Annotated in this window: 14 protein-coding genes; 2 read left to right on the top strand and 12 right to left on the bottom strand. The window is 51.6% G+C overall.

Features of this window, described 5'->3' with window-relative positions:
- The 12 genes from fabZ to rpsB form a co-directional block, all read right to left on the bottom strand.
- Entirely contained in the window at positions 1-456 is a 456-nt protein-coding gene (fabZ, locus tag QRY16_RS10550) for a 3-hydroxyacyl-ACP dehydratase FabZ (protein WP_013507953.1), read from the bottom strand.
- Positions 457-603: 147 nt separating this feature from the next.
- Positions 604-1,629 carry a UDP-3-O-(3-hydroxymyristoyl)glucosamine N-acyltransferase gene (gene lpxD, locus QRY16_RS10545; protein ID WP_289776543.1) on the bottom strand — a complete coding sequence of 342 codons (1,026 nt, stop codon included), beginning with the start codon at positions 1,627-1,629 and terminating at the stop codon, positions 604-606.
- 3 nt (positions 1,630-1,632) lie between these two features.
- On the bottom strand, positions 1,633-2,130 hold the full coding sequence (gene skp / locus QRY16_RS10540; RefSeq protein WP_289776542.1) for a molecular chaperone Skp: 498 nt from the start codon (positions 2,128-2,130) through the stop codon (positions 1,633-1,635).
- A 117-nt stretch (positions 2,131-2,247) separates the two neighbouring features.
- Positions 2,248-4,659: an outer membrane protein assembly factor BamA gene (gene bamA, locus QRY16_RS10535; RefSeq protein ID WP_289776541.1), complete on the bottom strand. Its 2,412-nt coding sequence runs from the start codon at positions 4,657-4,659 to the stop codon at positions 2,248-2,250.
- A 51-nt stretch (positions 4,660-4,710) separates the two neighbouring features.
- Complete coding sequence (gene rseP / locus QRY16_RS10530) at positions 4,711-6,060, bottom strand: sigma E protease regulator RseP (protein ID WP_289776540.1); 1,350 nt, start codon at positions 6,058-6,060, stop codon at positions 4,711-4,713.
- A 12-nt stretch (positions 6,061-6,072) separates the two neighbouring features.
- Complete coding sequence (gene cdsA, locus QRY16_RS10525) at positions 6,073-6,930, bottom strand: phosphatidate cytidylyltransferase (protein ID WP_193403733.1); 858 nt, start codon at positions 6,928-6,930, stop codon at positions 6,073-6,075.
- Positions 6,931-6,948: 18 nt separating this feature from the next.
- On the bottom strand, positions 6,949-7,701 hold the full coding sequence (gene ispU / locus QRY16_RS10520) for a (2E,6E)-farnesyl-diphosphate-specific ditrans,polycis-undecaprenyl-diphosphate synthase (protein WP_193403734.1): 753 nt from the start codon (positions 7,699-7,701) through the stop codon (positions 6,949-6,951).
- A 171-nt stretch (positions 7,702-7,872) separates the two neighbouring features.
- Positions 7,873-9,075, bottom strand: coding sequence for a 1-deoxy-D-xylulose-5-phosphate reductoisomerase (gene ispC, locus QRY16_RS10515; protein ID WP_289776539.1), 1,203 nt, complete (start codon positions 9,073-9,075; stop codon positions 7,873-7,875).
- Positions 9,076-9,191: 116 nt separating this feature from the next.
- A complete protein-coding gene (gene frr / locus QRY16_RS10510) occupies positions 9,192-9,749 on the bottom strand; it encodes a ribosome recycling factor (protein ID WP_289776538.1) in 558 nt (185 codons plus the stop codon).
- A 143-nt stretch (positions 9,750-9,892) separates the two neighbouring features.
- Positions 9,893-10,618, bottom strand: a complete 726-nt coding sequence (pyrH, locus tag QRY16_RS10505; RefSeq protein ID WP_193403737.1) for a UMP kinase — start codon at positions 10,616-10,618, stop codon at positions 9,893-9,895.
- Between the two features lie 158 nt (positions 10,619-10,776).
- On the bottom strand, positions 10,777-11,628 hold the full coding sequence (gene tsf, locus QRY16_RS10500) for a translation elongation factor Ts (RefSeq protein ID WP_193403738.1): 852 nt from the start codon (positions 11,626-11,628) through the stop codon (positions 10,777-10,779).
- Between the two features lie 180 nt (positions 11,629-11,808).
- Positions 11,809-12,534, bottom strand: coding sequence for a 30S ribosomal protein S2 (gene rpsB, locus QRY16_RS10495; RefSeq protein WP_193403739.1), 726 nt, complete (start codon positions 12,532-12,534; stop codon positions 11,809-11,811).
- A 315-nt stretch (positions 12,535-12,849) separates the two neighbouring features.
- On the opposite strand from rpsB, the gene map reads away from it, so the two are divergent.
- The gene (map, locus tag QRY16_RS10490) at positions 12,850-13,644 is read left to right on the top strand and encodes a type I methionyl aminopeptidase (protein WP_289776537.1); all 795 of its coding nucleotides are present in this window, start codon (positions 12,850-12,852) and stop codon (positions 13,642-13,644) included.
- A 64-nt stretch (positions 13,645-13,708) separates the two neighbouring features.
- Complete coding sequence (glnD, locus tag QRY16_RS10485) at positions 13,709-16,363, top strand: bifunctional uridylyltransferase/uridylyl-removing protein GlnD (RefSeq protein WP_289776536.1); 2,655 nt, start codon at positions 13,709-13,711, stop codon at positions 16,361-16,363.
- Positions 16,364-16,378: the final 15 nt, after the last annotated feature.

The raw sequence follows: 16,378 nt of genomic DNA, 5'->3' as shown, positions 1-16,378 counted from the left end.
TTACGCCTCCCGGCTGCGGGCACACATCATAGTTGCTTCACAAACGATTTTACCATCAACGGTCGCCACGCCTTTAAAGCGGGTCAGACCACGGCGGGTTTTCTCGAAAGTCACTTCCATGATCATTTGATCGCCCGGAACGACCGGACGTTTGAAACGCGCCTCGTCGATACCGGCGAAATAATACAGCTCGCCCGGCTCCAGTTTACCTACACTTTTAAACGCCAGGATACCGGTTGCCTGCGCCATCGCTTCCAGGATCAGAACGCCAGGAAAAATCGGTTTACCAGGGAAATGCCCCTGGAAAAACGGTTCATTTACAGAAACGTTCTTCACTGCACGCAGGTATTTATGCTCTTCAAATTCCAGCACGCGGTCAACCAGCAAAAATGGATAGCGGTGCGGCAGCAGCTCTAAAATCTCTTCAATTTTCAGAGTATGAGTTTCAGTAGTCAAAATACTCTTCCTGTCCTAAAAATCTGATGACATCAATAACACGGCCTGCACAGATCAACTCGATCTTCCGCAGGCCGCAAATAGGTTCCATGGCGCTTCCCTGCTTAACACTTTTATTATGAAAGCCGGTCAGGTTTGGGATGCCGTTTAGTCGTCTTTGCCGACTTTACGCTCGATGGCTTTTAAGCGCTTGCTCATATCATCGATGTTCATCACCAGCGCTGCAGTTTTACGCCAGGTTTTGTTAGGTTGTAGCGGAATGCCTGAAGAGTATACACCAGGCTCTGTGATAGGACGCATTACCATGCCCATACCGGTCACGGTCACCTTGTCACAAATTTCCATATGGCCGTTAATGACGCTGGCACCGCCAATCATACAATAACGTCCAATTTTCAAACTCCCTGCCATAATCACACCGCCTGCAACAGCGGTATTGTCACCAATAACCACGTTGTGCGCGATCTGACATTGGTTGTCTATGATAACACCATTGCCAATCAGAGTGTTATCCAGGGCACCGCGATCGATAGTGGTACAGGCACCAATTTCAACCCGATCGCCGATAATGACTGCACCTAACTGTGGGATTTTCACCCAGTTACCACGATCGTTCGCATATCCGAAACCATCGGAACCAATCACCGTACCCGATTGAATCAGACAATCCTGACCAATTTGAATCTCATGGTAGATGGAAACATTGGCCCATAAACGTGTGCCGTCACCAATGCGTGTTTTTTTACCCACGAAACAACCCGCGCCTATCACCACGTTATCACCTAACTCAACGTCTGATTCGATCACCGCATTGGCACCAACAGAGACGTTGTGACCTAATTTGGCGCTGGGATCGATGACGGCGCTGGAGGCAATATTGTGTGCGGGTTGCGGCGTGGTATCAAGCAGTTGTGCCATACGTGCATAGGTCAGGTAGGGATTTTTCACCACCAACGCTGCCGTTTTGCACCATTCCAGATCCGCTTCCGTCAGCACCACGGCTGAAGCCTTAATCAGAGCGAGTTGCTCGCGGTAACGGCTGTTTGCAAGAAAAGTAATTTGGCCAGTTGTGGCGGATTGCATAGAAGCAATGCCGGAGATGACGGTATCGCCATCTCCGTGCAATTCTGCATCCAACTGCTGGGCTAAATCAGCCAGTCGAATAGATGACATTGATTATTTAACCTGTTTCAGCACGTCTGCAGTAATGTCTTTCGCGTTTGACGCGTAAGCCACGGCATTAGCGTCGATGACTACATCGTAACCATCATCAGCAGCCACTTTCTTCACTGCGTCCTGAATACGGCCCAGCAATTTATTACGCTCTTCCGTCTGACGACGGCGATTGTCCTGCTCAAATGCCTGCGCTTTGGTCGAGAAGGCTTCACGCTGTGACATGACGTCTTTTTCCATGCGGCTGCGCTCGCTGGCCTTCATGGTAGAACCGTCACGCTGCAATCGCTGCATTTTGGTTTGCAGATCGCGTTCCTGACTCTGTAATTCGCTTGCACGGCCTTTGAACTCATTTTCCAGCTGTTTGGCAACAGTCGCACGTTGCGGTAACTGTTGGAAAATGCTGGACACGTTTACCACTGCAATTTTGTCAGCAGCCTGAACACCAGCGGAGACCGCTAAAGCAAGACCCAGACCTGCGGCACACAACAACTTTTTCACTATAAACTCCTTACCATCAACGTTTGTGTCAGCGACACAGTGTTTGCCCCGGCAGAGAGGTCAGTGACTCCCCTGCCTGGCGGCAATACTTCAGCTTATGCCTCCATGCTCAGAACATTACCAGGTTTTACCAATATTAAACTGGAACTGCTCTGCCTTATCTCCCTCGTATTTCTTGATCGGCTGGGCGTAAGAGAATACCAACGGACCCAGCGGTGACATCCATTGCAAGGCAATACCGCTTGATACACGGACATTGCTCGGATCGCTGTAATCGGGGATGCCTGCTGCACGCGTTTGAGCGGTATTTTCCCACTTGGTATCCCATGCTGTACCGGCATCTACAAAGAGTGAAGTACGAACGGAATTCGAATACTTCTCGCTCAGGAACGGCGTTGGCGTAATCAGCTCAAAGCTGGCTACCGCCATCGCGTTACCGCCGACAGCATCATCTGATCGACAAATGCCATTTGCATCAGCAAGCGAGCAGGTAGAAGAGTGATCGTTCAGATACGCCGCCTTTGGACCAATGGTATTTGACTGGAACCCTCGTACGGTGCTTGAGCCGCCCGCATAGAAGTTCTCATAGAACGGCATTTCTTTACCGCCTAAACCGTCACCGTAACCCACACGACCGCGCCCCAACAGTACCCAGGTACGATCCTGATTGAGCGGCATATACTGTTGGCTGTCCAGCGTTACTTTATAGAAACTGTTATCTGAACCCGGAATGGTAATCTTACCGTTCAGGTTAGTGCGGTTACCGGCTGTTGGGAAGAAGCCACGGTCCAGCGTGTTGTACGTCCAACCGTAGTTAAAGGTGAAATCGTCAGCGGAAAAATCGCCTTCGTCATTCAACTGCTGCGGCTTACCAACCGAGTCAAGATAACGCCACATCGCAATCTGCGGCTGCATGTTCGACAGATCGTTATGCACATAGCCTAAGCCTACGCGCAGCGTGTTGTTCTCGTTAACAGGAAAGCCCAGCGTGCCGTCTAAACCATAACTTTTGTTGGTATAGTCGGACAAATCAGCATCGTCAGCTTTAAAGTCGTTATAGAACAGACGACCGCCCAAACTCACACCGTCAACGGTGAAATAAGGATCGGTAAGCGAGAACTCGGCATAAGTCTGGTAATCATTCTTAGTACCGCTGATGCCCACGGTATTACCGGTCCCTAGCCAGTTTTCCTGCGTCACGCCGACCTGGAAACTGACGCCACTTTCAGTGCCGTAACCGACGCCGAAGTTGAAGGTTCCCGTATTACGCTCTTTAACTTTGTAAACCACGTCCACCTGGTCAGGAGAACCTGGCACGCGCTGCGTATCAACATCAACCGTTTCAAAATAGCCGGTGCGGTTCAGGCGCTCTTTACCCTGCTCGACCAAATCGCTGCCCAGCCAGGCGCCTTCCATCTGACGCATTTCACGACGCAGTACGGAATCTTTCGACGTGTCGTTGCCTTCAAAGCGGACATTGCGTACGTAGTAGCGGTTACCTGCATCGACATTAATATGCAGTTTCACTGTCTTATCAGCGTCATTAATCTCCGGCTGTGTCACCACACGCGGATAGGCATAACCATAACGGCCCAGCAGCTTCTTAATATCATCTTCCATCTGCGTGACTTTAGTGCCGTTATACAGCTCGCCCGCTGGGATTTTCGTCAGATGTTCGATTTCCGCCGAATGGCCCGCCATGCTGCCATTTACAACCACGCCTGCAATCTTGTACTGATCGCCTTCCGTGATGTTTACGGTGATATAGATGCCTTTTTTGTCCGGCGTCAGGCTCACTTGCGTGGAATCGATATTAAAGCGTGCATAACCACGATCAAGGTAGAAACTGCGCAGCGTTTCAAGGTCCCCTGCCAGTTTCTGCTTCTGGTATTTACGATCGCCTACCAGGTTCCACCACGGCACTTCATCGCGTAACTGGAAGCGTGAGATAAGCTCATCAGAGCTGAACGCTTTGTTTCCAACGATATTAATCTGCTGAATTTTTGCAGAAACGCCTTCAGTAAACACCAGCTTAAGGTCAACACGGTTACGCGGCAGCGGCGTCACCACCGCTTTCACGCTGGCGGTGTATTTACCGACGCTGTAATAGAAGTCCTCAAGACCCTTCTCAATAGAAGAGAGCATGGTGCGGTCCAGCGCTTCGCCAACACGCACACCCGATGCTTCAAGATTCTGTTTGAGCTGATCTTCCTTCACCGCTTTGTTACCGGTGAAGGTAATGCTGGCAATGGTTGGACGTTCTTTGACCTGGACAATCAGTGTATTACCGTCTCGCAGGACCTGAACATCCTCAAAGTTGCCAGTAGCGAACAGCGAGCGAATGGTATTTCTGACGTCATCGTCAGACACCGTATCGCCTACTCGTACCGGCATGCTCAGCAGAGCCGCGCCGACGGCGACTCGCTGCAGCCCTTCGAAATGAATATCCTTCACTACGAAATCGTCTGCACCGTAAACGGTGGCGCTGCTAAACAGCAGCGACGCTATGAGCAACTTTTTCATCGCCATCGTTATTATGCGTTTTCCTAACACATCCCTCGTCGGTCCGCTATCCAGCGATTACAGACGTGAGAAATCATTGAAAAGTGCAAGCCCCATTAACAACACCAGCAGAATTGAGCCAATGCGATAACTAAAGTCCTGAACTCGTTCGGACACCGGTCCACCTTTGATCTTTTCGATCGCCAGAAAGAGCAAGTGCCCACCATCTAAAACCGGCAGTGGGAACAGGTTGATGATGCCAAGGTTGACGCTAATCAACGCCAGGAACATCAGGTAGTAAATCATCCCGTACTCTGCTGACAACCCCGCACCCTGCGCAATCGAAATCGGCCCGCTCAGGTTGTTCAACTTCACATCACCGGTTATTAACTTGCCCAGCATGGAAACAGTCAACTTCATCAATTGCCAGGTTTTTACACTGGCCTCACCGATAGCCGAGAATGCACCATACTGCCTTACCGTCTTAAACGCTTCCGGCAACGGAACAATGCGCGGAATAACGCCCGCAAATCCTTCCGTTTTTGCCCCCGGCTTCGCTTCTGGCGTCATGGCTAACTGTACCGTTTCACCGTTACGAACGATCTCAAGCGCCATGCTTTTTCCGGGGTTATCCCTTACCTGCGTGGCAAAAGCCTGCCACTGCGATAATGGCTGACCATCGACTTTAACGATCCTATCGCCAGCTTGCAAACCGGCTTCACTGGCGGGTGAATTCGCCTGCACTTCTGCCAGCGTGGTTTCAATTTGCGGACCACGCGGCCGAATGCCCAGCGCCACGACCGGATCCTGCTTGTCTGGCTCAAACTGCCAGTTGCGTAAATCAAGCTGCTTCTGCTGGGTTGCCTGTTCACCAAAACGCGCAACCGTTAAGGTGGTGCTGTTATCGCCAATTTTCCCTACCAGCGCCATGCGTACAGCATCCCAGTCAGGCGTTTCGATACCGTCAACGGCCTTAAGTTCCATGCCGGGTGCAATTTGCGCTTCAGCAGCAACCGATCCGCTCAAAATTTCACCAATCACCGGGCGCACGCCAGGGACGCCGTGAATGAACACAACCCAGTAAGCGAAAATGGCGAAGATGAAGTTAGCGACGGGACCTGCCGCAATAATCGAAGCGCGCTGCCAGACAGCTTTGTTGTTAAAAGCCTGATGGCGCAGCTCAGCAGGTACGCTTTCAACACGCTCATCAAGCATTTTGACGTAACCGCCAAGTGGAATCAGCGCAATAACGAATTCTGTGCCGTGGCAATCCTGACGGTGCCATAGCGTTTTACCGAAACCGACAGAAAAGCGTTCCACTTTGACACCGCAACGACGCGCTACCCAAAAATGGCCAAATTCATGGACAGTGATTAATACGCCAAGTGCGACGATAAAGGCGAAGAAACTCCAGAGTATGCTCAACATCTTTGCCTGTCCTCAGAGGGTGCGGAACACCAGTAACAATAAACAGGCAAACACCGGCACGGCTGCGGTCAGGCTATCAATGCGGTCAAGAATACCGCCGTGACCAGGAATCAAATTGCCACTGTCTTTGATACCCGCTTCACGTTTGAACATGCTCTCGGTAAGGTCGCCAAGCACCGAGGCTAACGTGGCGATAACCGCACAAATCACCAGTGTGCCGACGGAGACGCTGATAGGGGCCAGGCTGGCAAACAGCAAAGCAATAATGGCTGAAGAGAACAGGCCGCCAATGAAACCCTCCCAGGTTTTACCCGGTGACACTTTCGGCGCCAGTTTATGCTTACCAAAAAGCTTGCCGAACATATAGGCGCCTGAGTCCGCGCCCCATACCAGAAACATGACAAACAGCAGCCACCATGCGCCTGCGAAGTGATCGCTGTCATAATGATACTGGCGCAGCGCGAGCATGCCCCAGAAGAAAGGGATGATGGTCAGAATGCCAAATAGCAGCCGCAACGGACGAGAGTGGCGCCATAAGGCCGCGGAAGCCGGGTAGGAAAGCACAAGCAATAGCGCCACAATCCACCATACCAGCGACGCCCAAAGCGAAGTCGCCATCTGCGGCAGATGAACATCATGCTGATAAGGAGGAAGCGTAAACAGCATCAACGCCAGCAGCAGACCGCATAACACGGCCAGCCAGATACGTTGTTGACGGGACACCATACCTGCAAGTTGCCCCCATTCCCAGGCAGCAAGCATACAGATGATGATGGTTGTAATCGCAAAGCCAACAGGCGGTAACCAAAACAGTGCAGCAATTACCAGCGGTATTAAAATCAACGCGGTAATCAGACGAGACTTCAGCAAAGGTTACCCCCAGATTGCTCAGGCGCCGCCTGGTGCAGCGCCACCATAGCGACGCTCCCGCAGAGAGAATGCATTCAGTGCACCTTTAAAAACGTGTTCATCGAAATCAGGCCAAAGAACATCGGTAAAATAAAATTCAGCATAGGCGATTTGCCACAGCAGGAAGTTGCTAATCCGATGCTCTCCCCCGGTCCTTATCACTAAATCCACTGGCGCCTGATCCTGCATACACAGATGAGGCGTCAGGCTCTCTTCGGTTATTTGGTCAGGGCGTAACAGTCCTTCCTGAACCTGTACTGCCACTTTTTTCACGCTCTCGATAATATCCCAACGCCCGCCATAGTTAGCGGCAATGTTAAGAGTGAGACCATCATTATTTTCGGTCAGCGCTTCAGAACGACGAATACGCTCCTGAATGCGGGCGCTGAAACGACTGATGTCACCGATGATGCGTAAACGAACATTATGCTTGTGCAGGCTCTTTACTTCACTGTCGAGCGCCCAGACGAACAACTCCATAAGTGCCGTCACTTCTTGCGCTGGACGGCTCCAGTTTTCGCTACTGAACGCGTACAGCGTCAAAGACTCTAAATTATTGCTAACAGCAAAACTGACGGCGCGACGCACCGATTTAACGCCCGCTTTATGACCGGAAATACGCAATTTTCCCTGATTTTTAGCCCAGCGACCGTTGCCATCCATAATGATAGCCACGTGGCGTGGACCGGTTCCCTGCTGGTCATCGGTTTTGTTTTGATTGTTAGACGACATAACGCGTAATCAATTCCTTTCATCAGAAATGCTGTGGTTTCTGAATACATTGCGCCCGGTACAAATCCCGACACTGCATGTCGGGCTACACCGAATTCGGTGACAGACCGTGAAACGCGAGCCAGCGACTATATCATTTTCACCGGAAGTGAACAAACGACCTCGGCGCGATCAGCGTAATGACGTGACACGCGGCAACATTTCTGTCGCCACAGCGCGCGCCATGCGATCGATCTCAAGGACTGCCTCCACCGAATCAGGTTCCTGACACGCCTGTGCCGCCAGCACCGCACTGTTAAGCACCGCAATGTCGGTAAAACGAATCTGGTGATTCAGAAATGCCGCGACGGCAACCTCGTTGGCGGCATTAAGCGTGGTGGTCGCCGCTTGTCCAGCTTCACAGGCGTCGATAGCCAGTTTCAAACAGGGATAGCGATTAAAGTCGGGTTCTGCGAACGTCAGCGCCGACATGCGGGTGAAGTCCAGCGGCGTTACGCCAGCGTTAATGCGCGCCGGCCACGCCATGCTGTGAGCAATCGGTGTACGCATATCAGGAGAACCCAACTGGGCCAACACGCTACCATCGCAGTAACGCACCATGGAATGAATGACCGATTGCGGATGCAAAATCACTTCCATCTGCGCTGCGCTGGCATTAAATAACCAACGGGCTTCAATGTATTCAAGACCTTTATTCATCATGGTGGCTGAATCGACAGAAATTTTTCGTCCCATCGACCAGTTCGGATGCGCACAAGCCTGATCAGGCGACATCGCAGCCAGATCGCTTAATACCGTGTCACGAAAAGGACCACCCGATCCCGTAAGGATAATCGTTTCAATGCCATTATCCTGTAGGTCAGCGTATCCTAACTGATGCTGGATGGAAGCCGGTAAACTCTGAAAAATGGCGTTATGCTCGCTGTCAACGGGCAACAATTGCGCGCGATGCTGACGTACCGCCTCCATAAACAAACGGCCGCAGGTGACAAGGGATTCTTTATTCGCTAACAGAACGGTTTTACTGGCGCGAATGGCTGCAAGCGTGGGCAGCAAGCCCGACGCGCCAACAATCGCCGCCATCACCTGGTCAACCTCATCCAGTGCTGCCAGTTCACAAGCCGCCTGAACGCCGGAGAGCACTTCAGTAGCTACCTTGAGTGCTCTCAGTCGTTCACGCAACGCCGTGGCAGCGTCTTCATCAGCCATCGCCGCGTAGTGGGGTTGAAATTCTGCGCACTGTTCAGCCATCAGCTCAACATTCTGACCGGCAACTAAGGCGGTTACTTCATACAATTCAGGGTTGGCGCGAACGACCGCCAGCGTGCTTGTGCCAATCGATCCGGTTGAACCCAGCAGAGTTAATCGCTTCATTTTGCTGTCCATGTGAGGTCAAAGGTCGTGCTGATAAGCACAATGTAAAACGCCGCCAGATAACGCATTCCGAAAGAACGCTTCTCTGTACGGCGTTTTTTCCGGCAGCGATGGGATCAGAAATCCATCAGCTCCGTTTCTTTTTCTGACAGGGCGGCATCCACTTTCTTGATGTGCGCATCGGTCATTTTTTGGATCTCATCTTGCGCACGACGTTCGTCATCTTCGCTGATCTCTTTATCTTTCAGCAACGCTTTGATTTTATCGTTGGCATCGCGGCGCACATTACGTACCGCCACGCGGCCCTGCTCGGCTTCACCGCGCACGACTTTGATCAAATCTTTACGACGCTCTTCGGTCAGTGCAGGCAGCGGCACACGGATGTCGCTACCCGCTGAACTTGGATTCAGGCCGAGATCGGACGTCATGATGGCTTTTTCAACGGCAGGGCCGAGCGAGCGATCAAATACGTTGATTTTCAGCGTACGCGAGTCTTCTACGGTAACCGAAGCCAGCTGACGCAGCGGCGTTGGCGTGCCGTAATATTCGACGACAATGCCGTCGAGTAGCGCAGGTGAAGCACGACCAGTGCGCACTTTACTGATGGTATTTTTGAATGCTTCGACGCATTTTTCCATGCGCGTATCAGCATCTTTTTTGATGTCGTTAATCACGTTAAAACCCTTGGATTCGGTTTGACCTGGCCAGTTCCGGTATAACCGGAAACGGGATCGATAATCATCGATAATCCTGACTGGTGCACGATGGATTGTCACCGCGCTGACAGAATATACCTTATTTTATCTCGCCTCGGGTATTAATGCGTAATCAGGGTGCCTTCTTTTTCACCCATCACTACGCGACGCAGTGCGCCAGGCTTATTCATGTTGAAGACGCGGATTGGCAATTTATGGTCGCGCGCCAGCGTAAAGGCAGCAAGATCCATCACTTTCAGCTCCTGATCCAGCACCTCAGAATAGGTTAATTGCTCATACAGCGTGGCATCAGGATTTTTCACCGGATCGGCTGAGTAGACGCCGTCGACCTTGGTCGCCTTCAATACCACGTCAGCTTCGATTTCAATACCGCGCAGGCACGCTGCCGAGTCAGTGGTAAAGAAAGGGTTGCCCGTACCGGCAGAGAAAATCACTACGCGATTGTTACGTAGCAGGCTGATTGCTTCGGCCCAGCTGTAATTATCGCACACGCCATTCAGTGGAATTGCAGACATCAGACGAGCATTGACATAGGCGCGGTGCAACGCATCACGCATTGCCAGGCCATTCATGACCGTCGCCAGCATACCCATATGGTCGCCCACGACGCGGTTCATACCCGCCTGAGCCAGACCCGCGCCACGGAACAGGTTGCCACCGCCAATCACAACGCCAACCTGGATGCCCAGTTCGACCAGCTCTTTTACCTCTTGCGCCATACGGTCAAGCACACTCGCGTCAATACCAAAACCTTCGGCACCTTGCAGTGCTTCGCCACTCAGTTTTAGCAGGATACGTTGATAAACAGGTTTTGCGTTGGTCGCCATGGTCAATTCTTCCTGGAAGATAGGGTAAAAAAGAGAAGTAAAATCTGGTCAATCATCCGTTTACCATAATGAAAATGCTATTGGGATGAGACTGAAAAACATGTCTGTTGCAGATTGCAGACAAAAAAGAACCGCCTTCTGGCGGTTCTTTCAGAACATTAAGACTGTTTAGACATTGCCGCAACTTCTGCAGCGAAGTCAGCTTCAACTTTCTCAATGCCTTCACCCACTTCGAAGCGGATGAAATTGATAACGTCAGCGCCTTGCTCTTTCAGAGCCTGACCAACGGTTTTACCTGGATCGATAACGAAAGCCTGACCGGTCAGAGAGACTTCGCCGGTGAATTTCTTCATGCGGCCTTCAACCATTTTCTCTGCGATCTCTTTTGGCTTGCCAGACTGCATCGCGATGTCCAGCTGAACCTGGTACTCTTTTTCAACCACATCAGCAGATACATCTTCTGGCTTAACAAACTCAGGCTTGCTCGCGGCAACGTGCATAGCGATCTGCTTGATCAGCTCTTCGTTAGCGCCTTTCGCTGAAACCAGCACGCCGATACGAGCGCCGTGCAGGTAGCTGCCCAGCTCTTCGCCTTCCAGCAAAGCAACGCGACGAATGTTGATGTTCTCACCAATTTTGGCAACCAGCGCCACGCGCTCTTCTTCGAATTGCGCTTTCAGCACTTCAACATCGGTAATGCGATCGGCAGCAGCAGCTTCCAGAACTTTGTCAGCAAATGCCTGGAAACCACCATCTTTAGCAACAAAGTCAGTCTGGCAGTTAACTTCCAGGATCACACCGTAGTCGCCAACGATTTTGGTTTTGATCACGCCGTCAGCAGCCACGTTGCCTGCTTTTTTCGCCGCTTTAATTGCGCCAGACTTACGCATGTTTTCAATTGCCAGCTCAATATCGCCGTGCGCTTCAGTCAGCGCTTTTTTGCAATCCATCATGCCCGCGCCAGTACGCTCACGCAGTTCTTTTACCAATGCAGCGGTAATTTCAGCCATTCCAGAATCCTCGGTTCGTACCTGGGTACATTTGCACTAGCAGGCACTTATTGCGGAAAGTTTACTCCGTCCCGCCTTCCTGATGGAGGCGTAACAGACTTAGATAAAATAAAGGGGCCAATTTTGGCCCCCTACAGATCACATCTGAATACTAAGGGCTCTTATGCAGAGCAGACCTTATTAAGCGTTTTCTAAAGACGCTTCTTCGGCTTGCTCAGCCAGGTCCTGAGAACGACCTTCGCGCACAGTGGTCGCAACGGCAGTCAGGTACAGGCTTACAGCACGGATCGCATCATCGTTACCAGGGATAACGAAATCAACACCATCTGGATCAGAGTTGGTATCAACGATAGCAAAAACTGGAATACCCAGGTTGTTTGCTTCTTTGATTGCGATGTGTTCATGGTCAGCATCAACAACGAACAGTGCATCCGGCAAACCGCCCATATCTTTGATACCGCCCAGGCTGTTTTCCAGCTTGGCCAGTTCACGAGCGCGCATCAGCGCTTCTTTTTTGGTCAGTTTGTCAAAAGTGCCGTCCTGAGACTGAGTCTCAAGATCTTTCAGACGTTTGATAGACTGACGAACGGTTTTCCAGTTAGTCAGCATGCCACCCAACCAGCGGTGGTTAACGAAGAACTGATCGCAGCTCAGAGCAGACTCTTTTACCGCTTCGGCAGCAGCGCGTTTAGTACCAACAAACAGGATCTTACCTTTACGGGAAGAGATCTTATTCAGCTCAGCCAACGCTTCGTTGAACATTGGTACTGTTTTTTCAAGGTTGATGATGTGAACTTTGTTACGAGCACCAAAGATGAATGGTTTCATTTTTGGGTTCCAGTAACGGGTCTGGTGACCGAAGTGAACACCAGCCTTGAGCATGTCGCGCATGGAAACAGTTGCCATGATTACCTCTATGATAGTTTGGGGTTGGGCCTCCATGTATCCCATACGACCGACCTCTTACGAGGCACCCCGGCGCATGTGTCGATACATGTGTGTTTTATTACACATAATGAGATTTATGCGTTTCCTGCCGACCAAACGGCCGTACAGAGAATCGTCGGCGCGCTTTATACCATAACCGCGCCCGGGACACCAATAATAGTTCAGCCAGCTGAGGTCAGCGTGTTCTCTATTTGGCAGCCCATTTGCTGACTGTTAACATGTCAGCACAACGTTCATTATTGTCGATAATGTCGGCAAATGCGGATTAATTTAATGGCAATTTCAATTAAGACCCCTGAAGAAATCGAAAAAATGCGCGTCGCCGGACGTCTGGCCGCCGAAGTGCTGGAGATGATTGAACAGCACGTTAAGCCGGGTATAACCACTGGTGAGCTGGATCGCATCTGTCATGACTACATCACTCATAAGCAACAGGCTATTTCGGCTTGCCTTGGCTATCACGGCTTTCCGAAATCAGTCTGTATCTCGATTAATGAGGTGGTATGTCACGGCATTCCCAGCGATGAACGCCAGCTGAAAGACGGCGATATTATTAATATTGACGTTACGGTGATTAAAGATGAATACCACGGCGATACGTCGAAAATGTTTATCGTTGGCAAACCGACCATTCAAGGTGAGCGTCTGTGCCGCGTAACGCAGGAAAGCCTGTATCTGTCGCTGCGCCTGATTAAGCCCGGCATTCGCCTGCGTGAACTGGGCCGCGCCATCCAAAAATATGTCGAAGCGAATGACTTTTCGGTCGTCCGTGAATATTGTGGTCACGGTATCGGCAAAGGCTTCCACGAAGAGCCACAGGTGCTGCATTACGATGCCGATGACAGCGGTGTGGTATTGCAGGCAGGCATGACGTTTACCGTGGAGCCAATGGTAAACGCCGGTGATTACCGCATCCGCACCATGAAAGATGGCTGGACGGTGAAAACCAAAGATCGCAGCTTGTCCGCACAGTACGAGCATACTATTGTGGTGACAGATAACGGCTGTGAGATTTTAACCCTGCGCAAAGACGACACCATTCCCGCGGTCCTTGTCAACGAAGGGTGATCCTCCACAAACGAAAAAGCCGGCACCCTGCCGGTTTTTTTACGATTAAAAAGAGAAGAGTCGCATGAGCGTGAGCCTGCCGGATACAGTTAAAGATGGCCTGAACGTTTCCCCCACCCATTGGGCTGATGACCAGCTAACGCGCGACTTGTTAAAACAACGTCTGGACGATTTTCAGCAGCACTTAGCAGCCGCCTTCGACGCGGGTGAAGCCGTGGAAACTCTGATCGATGCCCGCACGCTGTATATCGATCGTCTGCTGTGTCGTTTATGGCACTTTTTTGGTTTCGACCGTCTGGAATCCATCGCATTCGTTGCCGTGGGAGGATATGGACGCGCCGAACTGCACCCACTTTCTGATATTGATGTCCTGATCCTCAGCCGCCATCCGCTCGATGAGCAAGCCGCACAGCGTACCAGCGAACTACTGACGCTGATGTGGGATTTAAAGCTCGAAGTCGGCCACAGCGTGCGCACTCTGGAAGAGTGTTTGCTGGAAGGATTGTCTGATTTGACTGTCGCCACCAATCTGATCGAGTCACGTATGCTGGTCGGTGATGTCGCGCTCTTCCTTGAACTGCAAAAAAATGTCTTTAGCGAGGGTTTCTGGCCCTCTTCACGTTTCTTCGCTGCAAAAATAGAAGAGCAGCTTGAACGACATCAACGCTATCACGGCACCAGCTACAATCTTGAACCAGATATTAAAAGCAGCCCCGGCGGCTTGCGCGATATTCATACCCTGCAATGGGTTGCCCGCCGCCATTTTGGCGCTACCACGCTGGATGAAATGGTTGGTTTCGGTTTTCTCACCAATATTGAGCGTAACGAGCTTAATGAATGTCAGGATTTTCTCTGGCGCATCCGTTTTGCCTTGCATCTTTCGCTGACGCGCTATGACAACCGTTTGTTGTTTGATCGCCAGCTCACAGTCGCACAACGCCTTAATTATCAGGGTGAAGGCAACGAGCCGGTTGAACGCATGATGAAGGATTTCTATCGTGTCACTCGCCGTATCAGCGAGCTGAATCAGATGCTGTTGCAGCTATTCGATGAAGCGATCCTGGCACTTGATACCAGCGAAAAACCTTGCCCAATAGATGATAATTTTCAGCTGCGCGGTAACTTAATCGATCTGCGTGACGAAACGCTGTTCGAGCGCGAACCGCAGGCTATTCTGCGTATGTTCTACGTCATGGTACGCAACGACATGATCAAAGGGATCTATTCCACCACGCTGCGCCATCTGCGCTATGCACGTCGTCATCTGAAGCAGCCTTTGTGTCAGATTCCGGAAGCGCGTCAGCTTTTCATGGCGATTCTGCGCCACCCCGGCGCGGTAAGTCGGGCACTGGTGCCGATGCATCGCCACAGCGTACTGTGGGCCTATACGCCGCTCTGGGGGCATATTGTCGGCCAAATGCAGTTTGATCTGTTTCATGCTTACACCGTCGATGAACATACCATTCGCGTGTTACAGAAGCTGGAGAGTTTTGCCCACGAAGCGACGCGCCCGCAGCATCCACTGTGTGTCGAGGTGTGGCCGCGCTTGCCACAGCAGGAACTGCTGCTGATGGCCGCGCTGCTGCACGACATTGCTAAAGGACGCGGCGGTGATCACTCCATTCTCGGAGCGAAAGACGCGCTTGAATTTGCGGAGTTGCACAGTCTCAACTCGCGGGAAATGCAACTGGTGGCCTGGCTGGTGCGTCATCACCTGTTAATGTCGGTTACCGCTCAGCGCCGCGATATTCAGGATCCTACCGTCATTCAGCAGTTTGCTGAAATCATGCAGAACGAAAATCGTCTGCGTTATCTGGTGTGCTTAACCGTTGCCGACATCTGCGCGACAAACGAAAGCCTGTGGAACAGCTGGAAGCAAAGCCTGTTGCGCGAGCTGTTTTTCGCCACCGAAAAACAGCTGCGACGCGGTATGGAAAACAGCCCGGACCTGCGTGAACGCGTGCGGCATCATCGTTTACAGGCGCTGGCGCTGCTGCGCATGGACAATATTGATGAAGAACGTCTACATCAGATCTGGAATCGCTGTCGCGCCGATTATTTTCTGCGCCATACACCGAACCAGATTGCCTGGCACGCACGTCATCTACTCGGGCACGACCTGACTAAACCGCTGGTATTGGTCAGCCCACAGGCCACACGTGGCGGCACGGAAATTTTTATCTGGAGTCCGGATCGCCCTCACCTGTTTGCGGCGGTCGCTGGCGAGTTAGATCGCCGCAACCTTAGCGTTCACGATGCGCAAATTTTTACCAGCCGTGATGGAATGGCGATGGATACCTTTATTGTGCTGGAGCCGGACGGCAGTCCGCTGGCACCGGATCGCCATCCGTTAATTATTCAGGCGCTGGAGCAGGCGATTACTCAATCTGATTGGGTGCCGCCGCGTACGCGTCGTCAGTCCGCCAGGCTGAAGCACTTTAGCGTAGAAACAGAAGTCAATTTTTTGCCAACCCATACCGACCGCCGCAGCTATCTCGAACTGGTGGCGCTGGATCAGCCGGGTTTACTGGCACGCGTCGGGGAAGTATTTGCCGATCTCGGCGTTTCACTGCACGGTGCACGCATCAGCACTATTGGCGAACGCGTCGAAGATTTATTTATTCTGGCTAACAGCGATCGCCTGGCGCTTGACGAGGAAATGCGCAATGCGTTGCAACAACGGTTGACAGAAGCCCTTAATCCAAACGATAAAGTGTGACCGCAATCGATTGTG

Origin of the sequence: Mixta mediterraneensis, assembly GCF_030283135.1 — a bacterium.
Taxonomy (GTDB): domain Bacteria; phylum Pseudomonadota; class Gammaproteobacteria; order Enterobacterales; family Enterobacteriaceae; genus Pantoea; species Pantoea mediterraneensis.
This window is presented reverse-complemented; position numbering and strand designations above follow the sequence as displayed.

Coding starts and splice junctions, on each gene's coding strand:
- pyrH (WP_193403737.1), bottom strand. CDS start 10,618: ATGGCGACCAACGCAAAACCTGTTTATCAACGTATCCTGCTAAAACTG.
- glnD (WP_289776536.1), top strand. CDS start 13,709: ATGAGCGTGAGCCTGCCGGATACAGTTAAAGATGGCCTGAACGTTTCC.
- tsf (WP_193403738.1), bottom strand. CDS start 11,628: ATGGCTGAAATTACCGCTGCATTGGTAAAAGAACTGCGTGAGCGTACT.
- bamA (WP_289776541.1), bottom strand. CDS start 4,659: ATGGCGATGAAAAAGTTGCTCATAGCGTCGCTGCTGTTTAGCAGCGCC.
- lpxD (WP_289776543.1), bottom strand. CDS start 1,629: ATGTCATCTATTCGACTGGCTGATTTAGCCCAGCAGTTGGATGCAGAA.
- rpsB (WP_193403739.1), bottom strand. CDS start 12,534: ATGGCAACTGTTTCCATGCGCGACATGCTCAAGGCTGGTGTTCACTTC.
- ispU (WP_193403734.1), bottom strand. CDS start 7,701: ATGTCGTCTAACAATCAAAACAAAACCGATGACCAGCAGGGAACCGGT.
- ispC (WP_289776539.1), bottom strand. CDS start 9,075: ATGAAGCGATTAACTCTGCTGGGTTCAACCGGATCGATTGGCACAAGC.
- map (WP_289776537.1), top strand. CDS start 12,850: ATGGCAATTTCAATTAAGACCCCTGAAGAAATCGAAAAAATGCGCGTC.
- rseP (WP_289776540.1), bottom strand. CDS start 6,060: ATGTTGAGCATACTCTGGAGTTTCTTCGCCTTTATCGTCGCACTTGGC.